This is a genomic window from Exiguobacterium algae (assembly GCF_018617875.1).
Taxonomy (GTDB): domain Bacteria; phylum Bacillota; class Bacilli; order Exiguobacteriales; family Exiguobacteriaceae; genus Exiguobacterium; species Exiguobacterium algae.
On record NZ_JACSKZ010000007.1, the window covers coordinates 34,228 to 53,530 of the forward strand.

Sequence of the window (19,303 nt, forward strand, 5' to 3'; positions counted from 1 at the left end):
CCTAAAAAGCGGCAGACACGGCAATTTCAAGCGAATTCCATTCCAATGGCATTTTATAATATTAGCATATACGTTATGGCGAGTCAATAAAACTCCGCCGGTTGTCAAGAGCGAATTGCTTTAAAAATAAAGTAGCCTTTATCTTTTGCAATCGTGTCCACTTGACCAAACACCTCTTCCAATAATTTTTTAGCAGAAGGTGCTCCTTGTTTCTTTTGAATGACGACGTAAAGCGCGCCTCCAACGACCAGATGCGAGTGGGCATCACGTAAAATGGTGTGGACCACCTGCTTCCCAGCACGGATCGGCGGGTTGGTGACGATTGCAGCAAACTGTTCCTCTCCCACCGCATCATATGCATGGGAAAGTCGCGTTTCTACGGTCACTCCATTACGGGCGGCGTTCTGTTCAGACAATGCGAGCGCACGCTCGTTCACATCCACGAGCAATGCCTCACGCCCAGAGGCGTCGGCAAGCGAGATCCCCATCGGACCATAACCACAACCTACATCTAAAATGCGCCCGGCAACATCAGGCACTTCAAATGATTCGATTAAGAGACGCGACCCAAAATCGACAGATCCTTTCGAGAACACACCGCGGTCCGAGGTGAAGGTATACATCTTCCCTCGCAACTCAAACGTCCATGTCTCAGGGGCACTTTCCGAACGCGGGTCGTTCGTATAGTAATGATCTCCCATGCTTTGAACCTCCTAACCCATTCTTCAAGGAAATAAAAGAAGCTCGCCGTGGCGAGCTTCTATAAGTTGTGAAGTCGAATTACTTAACTTCAACAGATGCGCCAGCTTCTTCAAGCTTAGCTTTGATTGCTTCAGCGTCGTCTTTAGAAACGCCTTCTTTGACTGGAGCTGGAGTTCCGTCAACGAGTGCTTTAGCTTCTTTAAGACCGAGGCCTGTGATTTCACGAACAGCTTTGATGACGTTGATTTTACCAGCGCCAGCGTTTGTGAGGACTACGTCGAATTCAGTTTTCTCTTCAGCTGCTGCGCCTGCGCCAGCACCTGCAACTGCTACTGGAGCTGCTGCTGATACGCCGAATTCTTCTTCGATTGTTTTTACGAGTTCGTTAAGTTCGAGAACCGTCATTGATTTGAGGTCTTCGATGAATTGCTCTTTGTTGAAAGCCATTATGGTTTTCCTCCTTTGATGTTGTAAAAAAGTTTTTTGGGTTTACGCTACGAGACAAAAATTAAGCTGATTGCTCTTCTTTTTGTTCTGCGATTGCGTTTGTTGCGACTGCGAGCCCACGGATTGGAGCTTGAAGTACGCTGAGAAGCATCGAGAGAAGACCTTCGCGTGATGGAAGTTCTGCAAGGGCTTTGACTTCTTCGAGTGAAGAAACTTTGCCTTCGATGATTCCGCCTTTAAGTTCGAGCGCTTTGTGCTCTTTCGAGAAGTCGTTCAAAATCTTCGCTGGAGCAACAACGTCTTCGTTTGAGAAGGCGATTGCTGTAGGACCAGTGAAGACTTCGTCAAGACCTTCGAAGTTCGACTGAACTGCTGCGCGGCGAAGGAGTCCGTTTTTGTATACTTTGAACTCGATTCCAGCGTCACGGAGTGATTTACGGAGTGTAGTCACTTCTTCAACTGTAAGTCCGCGGTAGTCAACAACGATTGTTCCAACGCTCGCTTGCATTTTCTCAGCGATTTCATCGACGAGAGCCGATTTCTGAGCTACGATTTTTTCGTTTGCCATGTGTTTGCACCTCCTAGTCAATTCTTATACCGGACGAGAGGCTGCTCTCCAAAAGAAATCCCTCGTATGAAGACATACGAGGGCGTAATTGTTTGAAAGTAAACCTGTGACAACAGGCTCAAGTTCGAGCAAAGACACCTCGGAAGGGTTTACGGACCGATGTCCACCTTCTGTCTACGGTAATCCAACATATTCGGTTGAACGTGTATTACTTTAACAGCGGTGTCACACGTTGTCAACAATTTATTTCAACAAGATTACTTAAGGAAATCTGCAGTCGCTACACGGATCCCAGGACCCATTGTAGATGAAAGCGAGATGTTTTTAAGGTAAGTTCCTTTTGCAGTAGCAGGCTTCACTTTCATGAGTGTTTCGAGAATTGTCTCGATGTTCTCAGAGAGTTTCGTTGCTTCAAATGATTTCTTACCAACTGGAACGTGGATGTTACCAGCTTTATCAACGCGGTATTCTACTTTACCAGCTTTGATGTCCGCGATTGCTTTTTCAACGTCGAAAGTAACTGTTCCTGTTTTCGGGTTCGGCATGAGGCCTTTAGGTCCGAGAACACGACCGAGTTTACCAACTTCACCCATCATGTCAGGTGTCGCAACGATTACATCGAAGTCGAACCATCCTTGTTGGATTTTGTTGATGTACTCAGCGTCACCAACGTAGTCTGCGCCAGCAGCTTCCGCTTCTTTCACTTTCTCACCTTTTGCGAAGACGAGAACTTTTTGTGTTTTACCAGTACCGTGTGGAAGTACAACGGCACCACGGATTTGCTGGTCAGCTTTCTTCGGATCTACTCCGAGACGGACAGCAACTTCGATTGTTTCATCGAATTTTGCAGTAGCTGTTTTTTGAACGAGCTCGACAGCTTCAGCGAGGTCGTATGACTTCGTGCGGTCAACAAGCTTAGCTGCTTCTTGGTGTTTTTTACCCATGATCTTTTCCTCCTTGTGGTTAGCGGAATTTCCTCCCACATAATGAAGGGATTGAAGGTGAGCAGTATTCACCGACAACCCCAGAGACTGACAATTAGTCTTCGATTACAATACCCATACTGCGCGCAGTACCTTCAACCATAAGCATCGCTGTTTCTACAGATGATGCGTTAAGGTCAGGCATTTTAAGTTCAGCGATTTCGCGAACTTTGTCACGCTTAACCGTTGCTACTTTCTTACGGTTTGGTTCACCAGAACCACTCTCGATACCAGCAGCTTTCTTCAAGAGAACTGCAGCTGGTGGAGTTTTCGTAATGAATGTAAACGAACGATCTTCGTATACCGTGATGACTACAGGAATAATCAATCCGGCTTGGTCTTGTGTACGAGCGTTGAACTCTTTACAGAATCCCATGATGTTAACACCTGCTTGACCAAGTGCTGGACCTACTGGCGGTGCTGGGTTAGCTTTACCAGCTGGGATTTGAAGTTTAACGAGTTTAGTAACTTTCTTCGCCACGAGACACACCTCCTTAAGTCTAAAATGTGGTTTCTTGGACGTTGTGCGCCCTCCCACTCAATCTATTAGGTCGAGTTTGTACCGAAATAAAGCACAACATCAAACATTTTCGATTGTACCATCCGTTTTACGGATTAGCAAGTGGGTTTAGTTAATTTTCTGAACTTGTTCGAAGTCAAGCTCAATTTTCGTCTCACGACCGAACATGTCGACCACGACTTTGAGCTTCTCTTTGTCGGCTTCAATCTCGTCGATTGTTCCTTCAAAGTTCTCGAACGCGCCTTCTTTCACGCGGACGAGGTCACCGATTTCGTAGCTATAACGATCTTTCTTCTCGATGAGTCCCATCTGTGACAAGACGTTCGTCACTTCATCCGGTTGGAGCGGGATTGGTTTCGCACCGCCCCCGGTCGACCCGAGGAAGCCTGTGACGTTTGGCGTGTTGCGGACAACATACCATGAATCGTCCGTCATGACCATCTCTACGAATACATAGCCAGGGAAACTTTTCACTTCACGTTCTTTAATTTTCTTTTCGCCACTCTTCAATGTGACTTCTTCTTGTGTCGTTTCAGTCGGGACGAGGACGCGGAAAATTTTATCTTCCATGTTCATCGAACCGATTCGACGCTCCAGGTTTTCTTTGACGTTGTTCTCAAAGCCAGAGTACGTCTGGACAACAAACCATTGTTTCTCCACGGCTTTCACCTCTTCCTTAGTTAATTAATAAATTGACGAGATAGCTGACTCCAGTATCTACGCCGAACACGAACAGACCAATCACGACAACTGTCGCGATGACGGTAATGGTATATTTTGTGAGTTCTTTACGAGTCGGCCAACTCGTTTTCTTTAACTCTTTCCATACGTCGCGCAAAAAGTTCATGGTAGCTTCCTCCTACATTGAATGCCAATCTACTTTACTTCGATTCCCGATGCATCGTGTGCGCGTTACAGCGGCGACAAAACTTCTTGAATTCAAGTCGTGTCGACACACCATCTTTCTTCGTCGTCGAGTATTCTCGAGACCCGCATTCCGAGCAAGCGAGACTTACTTTCTTTGCCATTCATAAGCGCCCCTTTCAACTACTCCCTCTTAAAAAAGAGCGAAAAAAAAACGCCTCCTGTAAATGGCGTCTACGGACAAGGCGCTGCTTTTAAAGTATCACATAGGAGGCACGGGGTCAATATCGTTAACTGGTCAACATATTTACATCAACATGCCGCTCGAATTTTTTCTTCACCCGTTGCAAGGCATTATCGATCGATTTGACATGTCGGTCCAAATCATCTGAGATCTCCTGGTAAGAACGCCCATCTAAATAGAGACGGAGCACTTTACGCTCGAGATCACTTAAAATTTCGTCCATCTTCTCTTCCATGAAGGTTTGCTCTTCCTGTGACACAATTAATTCCTGCGGATCCGTCGGATGTGGAGGCAAGATCACGTCCAGGAGCGTGCGGTCGGACTCTTCATCAAAAATCGGCTTATCCAACGACACGTAAGAGTTGAGCGGAATATGCTTTTGTCTCGTGGCAGTCTTGATTGCCGTAATCATTTGCCGTGTAATACACATTTCCGCGAAACTTTTAAAAGAAGCAAGACGTTCGTCTTTATAGTCACGGACGCCCTTATACAGTCCGATCATCCCTTCTTGAACGATATCTTCGTGGTCGGCACCGATCAAAAAATAGGACCGCGCCTTCGCCCGAACGAAATAACGATACCGCTCAATCAAAAACTCCAGCGCGTCACTATCCCCTTCATTACGCGCAAGCAAGACCAACTCTTCGTCTGACATGTTTTCAAACTGTTCGTACGGCCATCCGTTCATGCTCCATACCCCCCGGCAATTGATCCTGAACTATGTAAGGTTGTGTCCCATTATAGGTTTCACATCTGGTTGCGTCAAACAAAATTCTAAAAATTCCGTCAATTGAAATATGCGTAGCCCATATAGTTAATAGTATACAATAAATCGCTTCAAAAAAATGTAAAAGTCATCATAAAAAGACGAGTCCATTTTATGAACTCGTCCGTGACGTCAATCACCCTTTGAACGGCGACGACGCATCTCTTCAAATCGAAGTTGAATATCCGGAGGGAAATCAATCGTTTTACGGTTGGATTGACTTTTTTCCAGTTCGACACGTTGTTGCTCAATGAGCGACTTGGCCTGCTTCCAATCATTCAGTAGCTCGGTGGCGGGTACGCGCAGCGCCCCCTGTCCAAAAATCACCCATTGCTCGGTAAAGTCGTTCGTCGCAACGAATAACGTGACCAAACGATCATCGACCAACTCATGCGCACGACGCTCAATCCATTCATCCGCCGTCTCATTTTCTTTCGTATACACCACGTCGACCCGGCTTCTTTTTTCTTTTGATTCCCGACCATAGCGCATGTGTGCATCGAACACGATTGTGACTTCTTTTCCTGAGGCTGCTTGATATTCCGCCATCGCCTCAATCAACAGATTTCGAGCCTGGTCGAAATCGACATCTCGAAGCCGACGCAAATGGGGCCATGCGCCAATGATGTTGTATCCATCGACAAGAAGGAGCTCACGTTTTTGGATACTCATGATAACGGATGACGGGACCGGTGCACTTCATATAACAGAAGTGCCGCGGCAACGGATGCGTTCAGTGACGTGACGTGACCGACCATCGGTAAATGAACAAGGAAGTCGCAAGACTCTCGAACGAGACGGCTCATTCCTTTCCCCTCGCTACCGATCACGACAACGAGTGGCATATTGCCATCGAGACGACGGTAATCCTGACTTTCCTTCGCATCTGTTCCGACCACCCACAATCCTTTTTCCTTCAGTTCTTCAAGCGTCCGGGTCAAGTTCGTGACACGTGCTACCGGGATATGTTCAATCGCCCCAGTCGACGCTTTCGCGACCGTTTGTGTCAAACCAACCGACCGGCGCTTCGGAATGATGATCCCGTGTGCACCGACAGCATCTGCCGTACGTAAGATCGAACCGAGGTTATGCGGGTCTTCTAACTCATCCAGCAAGATGAAAAGCGGAGTCTCCTCTTTCGAGGCGGCAAGTACGAACATATCTTCAATCGTTTTATACTCATATGCTGCGACAGCGGCAACCACACCCTGGTGATGCTCACTCCCCGCCATTTTCTCAAGCTTCGTTTTCGGCACGAAGGAGACTTGCACCGAAGCCTCGTTCGCCATCGCGATGATCTGGGCGAGCGGTCCTTTTTGTTGTCCTTCGAGAATGAACACTTTGTTCATATCCCGACCGCTCCGCAGTGCTTCAAGCACCGGATTTCGTCCGTAGAGGAAATCAATTCCCTCTTCCATCACGTCAACTTCTTTGTAGTCCGGCCGTTCGGCTTTTTGGCGACGCGGACGTTCAACACGTTCCTGACGCGAACGGTCGAAAGGTTGTTTCTCTCTTCCGCGCCCTCCGTCATGTCGCTTCGGTCGATTCGTTTTCGAGCCAGTTGAACGCTTGTTCGATGAGTTCTTCAAGACGATCCCTTCTTTCTGTTAAATAGATATAACCAATCAATGCCTCAAAGGCTGTCGAATAACGGTACGTATGGACGTCGACCCGTTTCGGAATCGAACCCGATTTCGCATTCTTCCCTCTTCTGACGACTGCTTCCTCTTCTTCTGTCAGCATCCCTGCTTCCAGCCAGTGCGTCACAACGCCAGCCTGGGCACTGGCATTCACGTAACGCACTGCCCCGCGGTGTAAGTCGTTCGGTTTTGTCAAACCTTTTCCTAACAACCGTTTCCTTACAGCCATCTCGTAAACCACGTCACCCATGTAAGCCAGTGCGAGTGCGTTCATTTGTTTCGGTTGCATCATAACCGTTTCCACCGCACACCTTGTGCCGTGTCTTCGAGTTGAATGTTTTGTTGTTTCAACAAGTCACGGATTTCGTCCGCACGGGCAAAGTTCCGGTTCGCTCGCGCTTCGTTCCGCTCTTGGATTAATTGGTCGATGTCATCGTCAAGAAGTTCTTTCTCCTCTGCCAACGTCAAACCAAGCACCCCGGTCAATTCATCAAACAACTCAATGACTTGTTCAAGTGTCTCTTTCGACACATGGTCGGCTTTGGCGTAAATATTTGCCTCCCGGGCCAGGTCGAATAACACTGTCATCGCATTCGCAGTATTGATATCATCATCCATCGCTTCGATAAAGGCAGATTTGATATTCACCAACTTCCGCTCCATCGATTCACTTGGCTCTCCAAGACCCGTCGTGACCGATAAACGGTATTCAATGTTCTGGTAGGCTTCTTTGATCCGGCTCCAGCCGTTTGCCGCTTGTTCAATCAACTCACGACTATAGTTGATTGGATGTCGGTAATGAACAGAAAGCATGAAGAAGCGAAGCACCATCGGGTCTACTTCTTTTAACGCCTCGTGGACGAGCAGGAAGTTTCCGAGCGATTTCGACATTTTTTCATTTTCAATATTGATAAATCCGTTATGCAGCCAATAGTTCGCAAATTTCGCATGATTGCATGCTTCCGATTGCGCGATCTCATTCTCGTGGTGAGGGAATTTCAGATCGTGTCCGCCCGCATGAATGTCGATTGTCGCACCGAGGTGTTTTTTCGCCATCGCTGAACATTCGATATGCCAACCTGGACGGCCTTTCCCCCACGGGCTCTCCCACGCCGGCTCACTCGGTTTGGCCGCTTTCCATAGTACGAAGTCAAGCGGATCTTCTTTCTTTTCGCCGACATCGACCCGTGATCCCGCTCGTAAATCTTCAATCGACTGTTGGCTCAGCTTGCCATATTCCTCAAACTTTTTCGTCCGGAAATAGACGTCTCCCTCCGATTCGTAGGCGTAGCCCTCTTCTTCTAACTGACGGATGAAGTCGATGATCTCTTGCATCGTATCCGTGACACGTGGATGCACATCCGCCGGCTGGACGTTTAACGCCCCCGTATCCGCCAAATACGCCTCGATGTAGCGGTTTGTTAAGGTTTCTACGTCCTCCCCTAACTCATTGGCCGTCCGAATAATTTTGTCATCGACATCGGTAAAGTTTAAAACATACTTCACGTCGTACCCTCGATACGTCAAATAACGACGAACGGTGTCAAAGGCGATGGCAGGTCGGGCATTCCCGACATGAATATAGTTATATACAGTCGGACCACATACGTACATCGATACTTTTCCCGGAACGATCGGAACGAACGGCTCCTTTTTATTCGTGAGGCTGTTGTAAAACTGAATCATGTTTTTTCTCCTCCATTTGCTTCTCGAGCATTGCTAGTCTCCGTTGAAGTTCTTCCACAGCGGTCTCTAATCGCTCCTGGCATTCACGGTCAGGGTCCGGTAATCGATGGTCTAAATCATGTTGCTTCACGCGCTCACCATTCCGAATGACGACACGTCCGGGGATGCCGACAACTGTCGAATCGGACGGAACGTCTTTTAGGACGACGGAACTCGCTCCAATTTTGACGCAATCTCCAATCATGATATTGCCGAGCACTTTTGCCCCTGCTGAAATTAACACATCGTTCCCGATCGTCGGGTGGCGCTTTCCTTTTTCTTTCCCGGTACCACCTAGTGTGACCCCTTGATAAATGGTCACATCATTTCCGATTACGGCAGTTTCGCCGATTACGATGCCGAAGCCATGATCGATGAACACACGTTCACCCAAGACAGCGCCGGGATGTATTTCAATCCCTGTCATCCAGCGACTGAACTGAGAGAGCAGTTTTGCCAATAGTTTCATATTTCGTTTCCAAAGCCCGTGTGCCATTCGATGCGTCCAAAGTGCATGGAGGCCCGGATACGTCAACGCCACCTCCACTTTGGAGCGTGCTGCCGGGTCCAGTTCAAGCACGGTTTGGATGTCGTCACGTACACTTCTCCAAAATCCCATAATGTAATCTCCTTTTCATTCCAAAAGCAAAGGCGCCCCTGTGCCAAGGCACAGAGACGCCGTAAGCGCGGTTCCACTCTGTTTGGGAAAGTCGTTCCCCTCTCAAATCTCGTTAACGCCGAGTCACGGTCTCGACTACATATCGCCGAGACGGCTCCGAGGTGCACTTCGTCGGGGGACACTTCTAGAACTTCCAGCCAAGGTTCTAGTCTCTGCAAAGAGTCATACCGCTTACTTTCCTCATCAATGCCTTTACGCTAATAATTTTGTCAGACGTGTCAATACACGTTCCTTACCAATCAATGAAATGGCGTTTGGAAGCTCCGGTCCGTGCGTCTGTCCTGTCGTAGCGACACGGATTGGCATGAACAAGTTCTTCCCTTTTTGACCAGTGGCTTTTTGCGTCGCCTTTGTTGCCGCTTTAATCGCCTCTGGTGTGAAGTCTTCGATGCTTTCGAGCTGCTGTTTGAACTCTGCAAGCACCGCGGGCACCGTTTCACCTGAAAGGACAGCGTTGGCTTCTTCGTCATACTCGATTTCATCTTTGAAGAACAAATCTGTCAACGGAACAATTTCAGCCCCGTGCGTCATCTGTTCTTTATACAATGCAATCAAGTTTGTTGCCCAATCCGCTTCCTCGACGGATACCGCCTCCGGTAATCGCCCTGCTTCTTGTAAGAATGGTAAACTGAGCGCTACCACTTCGTCAAGCGAAGCCTTCTTCATGTAGACACTATTGATCCACGCCAACTTTTGTTGGTCAAAAACTGCCGGACTCTTCGATAAGCGTCCTGCATCGAACATTTGAATGAACTCTTCCTTCGTGAAGATTTCTTCTTCTCCGACCGGTGACCAGCCAAGAAGTGAAATGAAGTTAAAGAGTGCCCCCGGTAAGTAACCGAGGTCCGCGTACTGCTCGATAAACTGGATGATCGATTCATCACGCTTCGACAATTTCTTATGATTTTCGTTATAGATCAACGTCATATGACCAAACTCCGGATACTCCCAACCGAGCGCGTCATAAATCATCATTTGTTTCGGCGTGTTGGCGATATGGTCATCTCCACGTAAGACGTGACTGATTTCCATGAGATGGTCATCAACAACGACTGCGAAGTTATATGTCGGAATCCCATCCTGCTTGACGATGACCCAATCTCCGAAGTCTTTAGACTCGAACGACACGTCGCCTTTGACGACATCTGTCCACTTATACGTGACATTTTCAGGTACGCGGATCCGAATCGACGGTTTGCGTCCTTCCGCTTCAAACGCTTCACGTTCTTCGACACTGAGGTTGCGGTGTGCACCAGAATAACGTGGTGCCTCGCCGCGTGCAATTTGTGCTTCGCGCTCTGCTTCAAGCTCCTCTGATGTCATATAGCATTTATAGGCGAGACCTTTATTCATCAAGTCGTTTACGTACTTCTCATAAATCGCCAGGCGCTCCATTTGGAAGTAAGGACCGTAATCCCCACCGCGGCCCGGGCCCTCATCCCAGTCGATGCCAAGCCATTCTAAATACTTCATTTGGCTCTCGACACCGTTCATCACATTTCGTTTTTGATCCGTGTCTTCGATTCGAAGGATCATTTTACCGCCCGCATGGCGAGCGAATAAGTAGTTGAATAACGCCGTCCGTGCATTCCCAATATGGAGGTGCCCCGTCGGACTTGGCGCATAGCGTACACGCACTTCACTCATAATTGTTCCACCTTTCTTCTCTTCTGCCCAAATAGTATACCACTTTTGTCAAGCACGGTTGAGCAAGATGACCGCTTGGGCCGCAATTCCTTCTTCACGACCGGTGAAGCCCAACTTCTCCGTCGTGGTCGCCTTCACGTTTACCTGATCCATGTCAGCTTCCAATAAATCAGCGATGACCGCTCGCATCTCATCGATATAAGGACGTAATTTCGGACGCTGGGCCATGACGGTCGCATCCACATTACCGAGAACATATCCTTCTGCTTTCACGAGCTTCCACACATGCTGAAGCAACACTTTGGAATCCGCATCTTTAAAAGCGGGATCCGTATCCGGGAAGTGTTTGCCGATATCTCCCGCAGCGATTGCACCAAGGGCAGCATCTGCAATCGTATGGAGCAATACGTCAGCGTCTGAATGACCCAATAACCCCCGCTCATGAGGAATCTCAATCCCTCCTAAAATCAATGGACGTCCTTCAGCAAATGCATGTACATCAAACCCTTGTCCAATTCTCATCGATAGTCCTCCTTCGTTAAAATCGCTTCCCCGAACAGTAAGTCTTCAGGGGTCGTCATTTTAATATTGTGATAGTCCCCGGGAATAATACGCACCGGCTCTCCAATCCATTCAAACAGACTGGCATCGTCAGTCCCGATAAATTCAGCGGCTGCCGCTTTTTCATGTGCCGCTAAGATCGCACTTGCGGAAAAAGCTTGTGGTGTTTGCGCCAGCCAAAGGTCCGACCGCGGTACCGTCTTGGAAATATGGGCATCGGTCACCTGCTTCACCGTATCTTTTACCGGAACGGCCAAAATCGCGCCTTCAGACCGGGCAGCCTCGGCGACCTGATGCAATTGTTCGACTCGGACAAACGGTCGTGCCCCGTCATGAATCATCACAATCTCATCAGGGGATACGGCACGCAGACCCGCATAGACGCTCTGTTGACGTTCTTCCCCTCCCGCCACATATGTAATCGGTGTCTCGATGTGATGCAGCGCTTCTTCAAACCACGCTTGTTCTTCAAGACGTATAGCGAGCACGATCTGGTGACACCACGCATCTTTTGCAAAGGCTTCAATCGTCCACACAATGATCGGCTTATTTCGCAACGTGAGCATCAGCTTGTTCAAATCCGCTCCCATGCGTTTCCCTCTCCCTGCTGCCGGGATGACAACTGTATATGGCACCATGGTTTACACCTCTATTCGTGAAAAAAGAGAGCGCTCACGCGTCTCTTTTCTCAGCTTTTTTTATTCAGGACGGGCAAAAATCATACGACCCGCAGACGTCTGGAGCACACTTGTGACGACGACCGGAAGCGTTTTTGAAATGAGTTTTCGTCCTCCTTCAACAACGACCATCGTTCCATCCTCAAGATAAGCAACGCCTTGATTTTGCTCTTTTCCTTCTTTTATGACCGTTACGACCATTTCTTCGCCTGGAATCACAATTTGTTTCACCGCATTGGCCAAATCATTAATATTTAACACAGGCACATTCCGGACTTCACACACTTTGTTCAAGTTATAGTCGTTCGTCACGACAATGCCCTTCTTCAATTCAGCCAGCTTGATTAATTTAATATCGACTTCAGGTACATCTTCAAAGTCGCCATCGTAAATCTCGACTTGAATCCGCTTATTCCCTTGAAGCTCTTTTAAAATATCAAGTCCACGACGTCCACGGTTCCGTTTCAACGTATCGGAGGAATCTGCGATATATTGGAGCTCACCGATGACAAATTGCGGCACAATCAATGTCCCTTCGACAAACCCGGTCGTTGCGATATCTGCGATTCGTCCATCGATGATGACACTCGTATCCAGGATTTTGTCGTTTGACCGACGCGTCGCATCACCTGATGGTTTTTCCCGTTCGCTCTTCACAAACAACTTGATCCATTCATTCCGTTTCCGGTAACCAACAGCAAATCCAAAGTAACCAAACAATGCCGTTACAAAAATCGGCACGATTTTACTGAGTAAGAATATATTCGTGACCTCGAGTGATACGCTAATCAAAAAGGCGATCAACAATCCGATAATCAAGCCGATTGAACCGAACAAAATGTCGCCAACCGGTAAGCGAACAAGCCGCTCCTCAATAAAACGAATAAATTTTACGACCCCATCGGTCAAGAATAAACTAAGAATGAAGAAGATAAGTCCACCAATCAAACTTGCCACGTAAGGAATCTGCAACCACTCCGGTACATTCATGCCGAGGTCTCCAAACAAAAGGGTTGCCTCGATAATCCCGAACCAGCCTACAACGAGTCCGATTAAAATAAATCCAATCCGCACTGCAATCTTCACTCATCCCACCTCCTTTTCATGAAGTAAAATTTCAAAAATAACACTTACATTGTACCACGCTTTTTTCAGGAACGTCCGTTACAAAGCGTTAAAAACTGCCAGCGGCGACCCGTTAAAACGGAATCGCCAACTGGAGTGCTTCATCGACTGTCCCGACACCGACAACATCGATTCCAGGCGGTGCCGTCCATCCACCCAAATTGTTTTTCGGAATAATCGCTCGTGTAAATCCTAATTTCGCAGCCTCGGCCACACGTTGCTCAATTCTGGAGACACGCCGTACTTCGCCGGTCAAACCCACTTCACCGATACAGACATCGGTCGGTCGGGTCGGTCGATCCCGGAAACTGGAGGCGATCGATATGCAAATGGCTAGATCAATTGCCGGCTCGTCCAGTTTGACACCACCCGCGGCTTTTAAATACGCATCTTGTGTTTGGAGAAGTAAGCCTGATCGTTTTTCGAGAACAGCCATGAGGAGTGCGACCCGGTTTTGATCAATCCCTGTTGCCATTCGTCTCGGATTTCCGAACGAAGTCGGAGAAATCAACGCCTGTAACTCGACGAGTACGGTCCTCGTCCCTTCCATAGAAGCGACGACGGTCGAACCCGATACACCCGCTGTCCGTTCTTCCAAGAAAATCTCAGATGGATTGAGCACCTCTTCCAATCCACTTTCTTTCATCTCAAAAATCCCGATCTCATTCGTCGACCCGAAACGGTTTTTGACCGCACGCAAAATTCGGAACGTATGATGGCGCTCCCCTTCAAAATAAAGAACGGCATCGACCATATGTTCAAGCAAGCGGGGACCGGCAATCGACCCTTGTTTCGTCACATGACCGACGATGAAAACAGCAATCCCGCGTGTTTTTGCGATTTTCATTAACGCTGCCGTACATTCACGTACTTGCGACACACTTCCTGGAGCCGATTGAATCTCATCCATATAGACTGTCTGAATCGAGTCAATGATGACAAATCCGGGTTGTTCTTCGTCGATGACACGCTCAATCATCAACATATCCGTTTCTGCCAACACAAATAGATCATCTGTCGGAAGCCCTAAACGCTCGGCCCGAAGTTTTGTTTGTTTCAGTGATTCTTCTCCGGAAATATACAATACCTTTTTGCCGCTATGAGCCAAATGAGCGCTCACCTGCAACAGAATCGTTGATTTTCCAATCCCCGGGTCTCCCCCGACTAAGACAAGTGAACCCGGTACAATGCCGCCACCTAAGACACGGTCAAATTCTTTACTGTTCGTGTGTACTCTCGTTTCTTCCTGAGACACAACATTCGATAACCGCTCCGGCTTTAACTGGCGCGACGAGCTGTGAACAAAGGCAGCCCCGCGCTTCGCCTTCTTCTCTTCAACGAACTCTTCGACAAGCGTATTCCATTCATTACATCCCGGACATCTGCCCATCCACTTTGGAGATTCATAGCCGCATGATTGACAGACGTATTTTGTTTTAATTTTCGCCATAGTATTCCCTTCTGTCTAAAAAAGCCCCCTCGTTTGAAAGAGGGAGCTTCTTGTTTACTGGACAACACCTTCATTACGCACGACGAACTCACCATCTTCGACATCGAGCGCAACTTTGCTACCTTTTGAAATTGTTCCGCCAAGCATTGATTCAGAGAGTCGATCTTCGACTTCCCGTTGAAGCGCACGACGGAGTGGTCGAGCCCCGTATTCCGGATCATATCCAACTTCGGCAATCTTCTCAAGCGCCGCCTCTGTCAAGTGGAACTCAATACCTTGTTCCCCAAGACGTTTTGTAAGCGTCTCTGCCATGAGTTTGATGATTTCCTGAATGTGCTCTTTTTGGAGTGAGTGGAAGACCGTAATCTCATCGATTCGGTTTAAGAACTCCGGACGGAATGCTTTTTTCAATTCTTCCAACACCTTGTCTTTCATTTCTGTATATTCACGCTTCACATCGTCTTCAACAGTGAATCCGACGTATTTATTGCGTTTAAGGGCAGCTGCCCCGACGTTTGACGTCATGATGATAATCGTATTTCGGAAGTCAACCGTACGGCCTTTCGAATCCGTCAATCGACCATCATCTAGCACTTGGAGTAAAATGTTGAACACTTCCGGGTGTGCTTTCTCAATTTCATCGAGAAGGATGACAGAATATGGTTTCCGGCGTACCTTCTCCGTCAATTGACCGCCTTCTTCATATCCGACATATCCTGGAGGTGAACCGACGAGACGGCTTGTCGCATGTTTCTCCATATATTCCGACATGTCGATTCGGATAATCGCATCCTCATCACCGAACATCGCTTCCGCAACGGCACGCGCGAGCTCTGTCTTCCCGACTCCGGTCGGTCCAAGGAAAATGAATGACCCAATCGGACGTTTTGGATCTTTCAATCCGGCACGCGCCCGACGAATCGCACGAGAAATCGATTTTACTGCTTCATCTTGCCCGATGACGCGGTCGTGTAAAATGGATTCAAGCTTCAAGAGGCGATCCGTTTCTTCTTCTGCGATTTTTGTAACCGGAACGCCAGTCCAGTTCGCAACAACTTGCGCGATGTCTTCTTTTGTTACTTCTAACTTCTCGTTACCTTGCTTGTTCTGCCATTCTGATTTCAACTGCTCCAGTTCATCACGCAGCTTTTGTTCTGTATCGCGTAAGGATGCAGCTTTTTCAAACTCCTGACTTTGTACAGCCGAGTCTTTCTCTTTTCGGATCGACTCGAGTTTCGATTCAAGCTCTTTTAAGTTCGGCGGAGCTGTGAAAGAACGGAGTCTTACTTTCGAAGCGGCCTCATCCACGAGGTCAATCGCTTTGTCTGGTAAAAAGCGATCCGAGATATACCGGTCCGATAGCACGACTGCTTCATGAATCGCTGTATCCGTAATTGTCACCCGGTGATGTGCCTCGTAGCGGTCGCGAAGGCCGAGCAAGATCTGCTCTGCTTCTTCGGTTGTCGGTTCGTTCACCTGAATTGGTTGGAAACGTCGCTCGAGCGCCGCATCTTTTTCGATATATTTACGGTACTCGTCGAGTGTCGTTGCTCCGATACACTGGAGCTCACCACGGGCAAGTGATGGCTTCAAAATATTCGACGCATCAATCGCACCCTCGGCTCCACCTGCTCCAATCAGAGTATGCAATTCATCGATAAAGAGAATCACGTTACCCGCCTGACGAATTTCATCCATGACTTTCTTCAAACGGTCTTCGAATTCACCACGGTATTTCGTTCCGGCAACGAGCGTTCCCATATCAAGTACCATGACACGCTTGTTTCGAAGCGTCTCCGGCACTTCATTGTTAATGATTTGCTGTGCCAACCCTTCAACGACCGCCGTTTTCCCGACACCCGGCTCCCCAATAAGAACCGGGTTGTTCTTCGTACGACGAGACAGCACTTCAATCACACGTTGAATTTCACTGGCGCGCCCGATGACCGGATCAAGTCGAGACTCCCGTGCCTGTTGTGTCAAATCACGGGCCAATCCATCGAGGGTCGGCGTAGCGGCACTTGCCCCAGGCTGTGAAGCGTTCGATGATGATTCTGTATTCCCAAGAAGTTGGAGGACTTGTTGACGTGCTTTTGTCAAACTAATACCTAAGTTGTTTAATACACGAGCCGCGACGCCTTCTCCTTCACGAATGAGACCAAGCAGAATGTGCTCCGTTCCAACATAAGAGTGTCCGAGTTTACGAGCCTCGTCCATTGAAAGTTCAATCACTTTTTTCGCCCGAGGCGTATAATGAATCGTTGAACCGTTCTCTGATCCGCGCCCAATCAAGGACTCCACTTCTTGTTGAATTTTTTCGGATGTGAGTCCAAGAGCAAAGAGTGCTTTTGCAGCAATGCCCTCTCCTTCTCGAACAAGTCCGAGTAAAATATGCTCTGTACCAATATTATGATGGCCCAGGCGTACCGCTTCCTCTTGTGCTAAAGCCAATACGCGTTGCGCTCGTTCTGTAAATCGTCCAAACATCATTGAAAAAACCTCCTTATAGTTGGATCAAACTAAGCCTTGATCTAACGTTCGACGAACGAGCGTTGCCCGTTCACGATCACGCTCTTGCGTAGATAATGTTTTCCCGAAATGTTTTTGTAGAAAACCTGATTGTAACCTGACAATCAATTCATGGAACTCAGGCGGGCTCCAGTCTGACAGAATACCGAGATCACTCGCCAAGTGTAAATCAGACAGTCGTTCAATCGCCTCAGTTGATGACAACAACTTGGCATATCGTAAAATACCATATGAACGATAGAACCGGTCCTCCAGCTCTTCCTGTTTACTTGCCAGGAGTTGTTCACGGGCTTGACGTTCTGCTTGAACGACCTGTTCTGTCACTTCCATAAAATCAATTAACATTTGTGATTCACGACTACCTAACGTACGCTGATTAGAAAGTTGGAACAATCGCCCAGCCGCATCGCTACCTTCACCGTAACGCCCACGAATCGTATACCCAAGTTTCCGAAGTTCTCTTAGGATAGGAGTAATTCGTCCGGTAAGCGTTAATCCAGGCAAGTGTAACATGACGGATGCGCGAAGTCCTGTTCCGATGTTACTTGGACATGTCGTTAAGTAACCTAGTTGTTCATCGAAAGCATACGGGAGAGACTCCTCGCATAATACATCGACCTGTTTGGCCAATTCAAATGCTTCCTGTACTTGATAACCTGGAAGCAACGTTTGGATTCGCAGATGATCTTCTTCATTTACAAGCACACTGATGGTTTCGTCTTCACTCAAAAAGACTGCACTTTCCTCATTTTCTGCAATAGCCGGACTGATTAAGTGTTTTTCCATAAGGGCTTGACGTGTGATGGCATCATAATCATGCATATGAAGATATTCGAATCCTTTTAATCCACGCAACCCATCTTCAATTCGTTCACACAGTTTCCGTTCCCCTTCTTTCGTTAACATAGGAGAGAACACTGTATCTTTCAAATTACGAGCTAATCGAATTCGCGTAGAAATAACTAAATCATCAAGCTTGGCACGTTCTTTCATTTTTGGACCGAGGGGATGCGCTAGGAATGTTTCCATCATGCTTCACCTTGCCCTTTCAATTGCTTTATTTCTTTTTGAAGGCGTGCTGCTCGTTCATAATCCTCTAGTTCGACAGCTCGCTCTAACTCCCCTGCCAATTTTTCGAGTCGTTCCTCGATTCGTTCATGGGGAGAACGTAGTTGGACTGGAATTGAGCCGACGTGTTGGTCGTGACCTTGCTGATATTGTCTCGTCATTTTAATCAATTCATCCCGAAATACGGTATAACACGTTGCACAACCCGCTTTTCTCAAACGCACCAAATCATTTTGTGTCATTTGGCAAGTTGGACAATGCTTTACAACCGGCACATATCCGGTCATGAGTTCAATCGTACACTGGCGACATAAATGACGTTTGACCGGTATGCCCTGTTCAAGTACAACAATCTCATTTACAGCCGGACGTTGTTTACATCTCTCACATAGCATCTCGTTCTCAGCCTCCATTGCGATAACGAAGTAATTTCATTAGCGTGAGCAATTGTTGTCGTCGAATCAAATAGCGATCTTCGACCTGAAAACTCAACGCTTCATCCGACAATAAATGATAGACTAGTTGGGCTTCTCGTTCTTGAAGCATCTGTTCTTCCACAAGTCGAATTAAAATGTTCTCGACTAACTGTTCAGTTAGACGTGATTGTTCATGAAGGACTTCCATTAAACTTGAAAGAACGTCTTGTTTTTCATGCAGAATCACACGGCGGATTCGAATATATCCTCCTCCACCCCGCTTACTTTCCACCAAATATCCTTTTTCGACAGTAAACCGCGTGTTGATGACATAGTTGATTTGAGATGGTACACATTCAAAACGTTGAGCAATATCTTGTCGTTTAATTTCAATCGAATTCGCTTGGCTTTCTTTTAGCACCTGCTTTAAATACTGTTCAATAACATCCGAAATATTCCTCATCTCCACCACCCTCTGACCATCTTTGACTTTTGACTATATTTTATCATTGATTTATAAAAAGGCAAACGAAAAGCGATGACACAGAATGTCATCGCACGTACAAAAAAACGACCGAGCGCTATGCTCGGTCGTCTTCGCTGTTGCCTGGCAACGTCCTATCCTCACAGGGGGAGAACCCCCAACTACTTTCGGCGCTGAGACGCTTAACTTCCGTGTTCGGCATGGGAAC

General features: G+C 47.6%; 23 protein-coding genes, 1 rRNA gene and 2 other annotated features. All 24 genes read right to left on the reverse strand.

All coding sequences use genetic code 11. The features are described from left to right. Nucleotides 1-104: 104 nt before the first annotated feature. Nucleotides 105-701 (reverse strand): class I SAM-dependent methyltransferase, encoded by a 597-nt coding sequence (locus tag KNP03_RS12915; protein ID WP_214829874.1) that lies wholly within the window; start codon nucleotides 699-701, stop codon nucleotides 105-107. 79 nt (nucleotides 702-780) lie between these two features. Continuing rightward, a complete protein-coding gene (rplL, locus tag KNP03_RS12920) occupies nucleotides 781-1,149 on the reverse strand; it encodes a 50S ribosomal protein L7/L12 (RefSeq protein ID WP_214829877.1) in 369 nt (122 codons plus the stop codon). Between the two features lie 61 nt (nucleotides 1,150-1,210). Continuing rightward, the gene (gene rplJ, locus KNP03_RS12925) at nucleotides 1,211-1,717 is read right to left on the reverse strand and encodes a 50S ribosomal protein L10 (protein WP_214829880.1); all 507 of its coding nucleotides are present in this window, start codon (nucleotides 1,715-1,717) and stop codon (nucleotides 1,211-1,213) included. 44 nt (nucleotides 1,718-1,761) lie between these two features. Further along, nucleotides 1,762-1,915 (reverse strand) — a sequence feature (ribosomal protein L10 leader region). A gap of 59 nt (nucleotides 1,916-1,974) precedes the next feature. Next, nucleotides 1,975-2,661 carry a 50S ribosomal protein L1 gene (gene rplA, locus KNP03_RS12930; protein ID WP_214829883.1) on the reverse strand — a complete coding sequence of 229 codons (687 nt, stop codon included), beginning with the start codon at nucleotides 2,659-2,661 and terminating at the stop codon, nucleotides 1,975-1,977. 94 nt (nucleotides 2,662-2,755) lie between these two features. Then, complete coding sequence (gene rplK, locus KNP03_RS12935) at nucleotides 2,756-3,181, reverse strand: 50S ribosomal protein L11 (protein WP_021066593.1); 426 nt, start codon at nucleotides 3,179-3,181, stop codon at nucleotides 2,756-2,758. 147 nt (nucleotides 3,182-3,328) lie between these two features. Continuing rightward, nucleotides 3,329-3,880: a transcription termination/antitermination protein NusG gene (nusG, locus tag KNP03_RS12940; RefSeq protein ID WP_214829885.1), complete on the reverse strand. Its 552-nt coding sequence runs from the start codon at nucleotides 3,878-3,880 to the stop codon at nucleotides 3,329-3,331. 16 nt (nucleotides 3,881-3,896) lie between these two features. Next, nucleotides 3,897-4,067: a preprotein translocase subunit SecE gene (gene secE / locus KNP03_RS12945; protein WP_012727692.1), complete on the reverse strand. Its 171-nt coding sequence runs from the start codon at nucleotides 4,065-4,067 to the stop codon at nucleotides 3,897-3,899. 34 nt (nucleotides 4,068-4,101) lie between these two features. After that, nucleotides 4,102-4,248, reverse strand: a complete 147-nt coding sequence (gene rpmG / locus KNP03_RS12950; protein ID WP_214829887.1) for a 50S ribosomal protein L33 — start codon at nucleotides 4,246-4,248, stop codon at nucleotides 4,102-4,104. 126 nt (nucleotides 4,249-4,374) lie between these two features. Beyond that, the gene (gene sigH / locus KNP03_RS12955) at nucleotides 4,375-5,016 is read right to left on the reverse strand and encodes an RNA polymerase sporulation sigma factor SigH (RefSeq protein WP_214829889.1); all 642 of its coding nucleotides are present in this window, start codon (nucleotides 5,014-5,016) and stop codon (nucleotides 4,375-4,377) included. Between the two features lie 210 nt (nucleotides 5,017-5,226). Next, complete coding sequence (locus KNP03_RS12960; RefSeq protein WP_214829891.1) at nucleotides 5,227-5,766, reverse strand: YacP-like NYN domain-containing protein; 540 nt, start codon at nucleotides 5,764-5,766, stop codon at nucleotides 5,227-5,229. Beyond that, nucleotides 5,763-6,512, reverse strand: coding sequence for a 23S rRNA (guanosine(2251)-2'-O)-methyltransferase RlmB (gene rlmB / locus KNP03_RS12965; protein WP_214829932.1), 750 nt, complete (start codon nucleotides 6,510-6,512; stop codon nucleotides 5,763-5,765). Before rlmB ends, KNP03_RS12960 begins: the two co-directional genes overlap by 4 nt. A 109-nt stretch (nucleotides 6,513-6,621) precedes the next feature. After that, nucleotides 6,622-7,026 (reverse strand): Mini-ribonuclease 3, encoded by a 405-nt coding sequence (locus tag KNP03_RS12970; RefSeq protein WP_214829893.1) that lies wholly within the window; start codon nucleotides 7,024-7,026, stop codon nucleotides 6,622-6,624. Further along, nucleotides 7,023-8,420 (reverse strand): cysteine--tRNA ligase, encoded by a 1,398-nt coding sequence (gene cysS / locus KNP03_RS12975; protein WP_214829895.1) that lies wholly within the window; start codon nucleotides 8,418-8,420, stop codon nucleotides 7,023-7,025. The genes KNP03_RS12970 and cysS overlap by 4 nt, the downstream gene beginning before the upstream one ends. Beyond that, the gene (gene cysE / locus KNP03_RS12980; protein WP_214829909.1) at nucleotides 8,389-9,078 is read right to left on the reverse strand and encodes a serine O-acetyltransferase; all 690 of its coding nucleotides are present in this window, start codon (nucleotides 9,076-9,078) and stop codon (nucleotides 8,389-8,391) included. Before cysE ends, cysS begins: the two co-directional genes overlap by 32 nt. A 49-nt stretch (nucleotides 9,079-9,127) precedes the next feature. Continuing rightward, nucleotides 9,128-9,334: a binding site (T-box leader), on the reverse strand. After that, a complete protein-coding gene (gltX, locus tag KNP03_RS12985; protein ID WP_214829935.1) occupies nucleotides 9,331-10,788 on the reverse strand; it encodes a glutamate--tRNA ligase in 1,458 nt (485 codons plus the stop codon). (Overlaps the previous feature by 4 nt.) A 45-nt stretch (nucleotides 10,789-10,833) precedes the next feature. Beyond that, nucleotides 10,834-11,307 carry a 2-C-methyl-D-erythritol 2,4-cyclodiphosphate synthase gene (ispF, locus tag KNP03_RS12990; protein ID WP_214829912.1) on the reverse strand — a complete coding sequence of 158 codons (474 nt, stop codon included), beginning with the start codon at nucleotides 11,305-11,307 and terminating at the stop codon, nucleotides 10,834-10,836. Beyond that, nucleotides 11,304-11,981: a 2-C-methyl-D-erythritol 4-phosphate cytidylyltransferase gene (gene ispD / locus KNP03_RS12995; protein WP_338082739.1), complete on the reverse strand. Its 678-nt coding sequence runs from the start codon at nucleotides 11,979-11,981 to the stop codon at nucleotides 11,304-11,306. The genes ispF and ispD overlap by 4 nt, the downstream gene beginning before the upstream one ends. A gap of 63 nt (nucleotides 11,982-12,044) precedes the next feature. Continuing rightward, the gene (locus tag KNP03_RS13000) at nucleotides 12,045-13,109 is read right to left on the reverse strand and encodes a PIN/TRAM domain-containing protein (protein ID WP_214829919.1); all 1,065 of its coding nucleotides are present in this window, start codon (nucleotides 13,107-13,109) and stop codon (nucleotides 12,045-12,047) included. A 112-nt stretch (nucleotides 13,110-13,221) separates the two neighbouring features. Beyond that, nucleotides 13,222-14,598, reverse strand: a complete 1,377-nt coding sequence (gene radA, locus KNP03_RS13005) for a DNA repair protein RadA (RefSeq protein ID WP_214829920.1) — start codon at nucleotides 14,596-14,598, stop codon at nucleotides 13,222-13,224. 54 nt (nucleotides 14,599-14,652) lie between these two features. Next, nucleotides 14,653-17,088 carry an ATP-dependent protease ATP-binding subunit ClpC gene (gene clpC / locus KNP03_RS13010; RefSeq protein ID WP_214829922.1) on the reverse strand — a complete coding sequence of 812 codons (2,436 nt, stop codon included), beginning with the start codon at nucleotides 17,086-17,088 and terminating at the stop codon, nucleotides 14,653-14,655. Nucleotides 17,089-17,112: 24 nt separating this feature from the next. Beyond that, nucleotides 17,113-18,156: a protein arginine kinase gene (locus tag KNP03_RS13015; protein ID WP_214829924.1), complete on the reverse strand. Its 1,044-nt coding sequence runs from the start codon at nucleotides 18,154-18,156 to the stop codon at nucleotides 17,113-17,115. Then, entirely contained in the window at nucleotides 18,156-18,590 is a 435-nt protein-coding gene (locus KNP03_RS13020; RefSeq protein ID WP_214829926.1) for a UvrB/UvrC motif-containing protein, read from the reverse strand. The genes KNP03_RS13015 and KNP03_RS13020 overlap by 1 nt, the downstream gene beginning before the upstream one ends. Nucleotides 18,591-18,597: 7 nt before the next feature. Continuing rightward, the gene (locus KNP03_RS13025; protein ID WP_214829928.1) at nucleotides 18,598-19,074 is read right to left on the reverse strand and encodes a CtsR family transcriptional regulator; all 477 of its coding nucleotides are present in this window, start codon (nucleotides 19,072-19,074) and stop codon (nucleotides 18,598-18,600) included. Nucleotides 19,075-19,216: 142 nt separating this feature from the next. Next, nucleotides 19,217-19,303 (reverse strand): 5S ribosomal RNA (rrf, locus tag KNP03_RS13030); the annotation flags it as partial.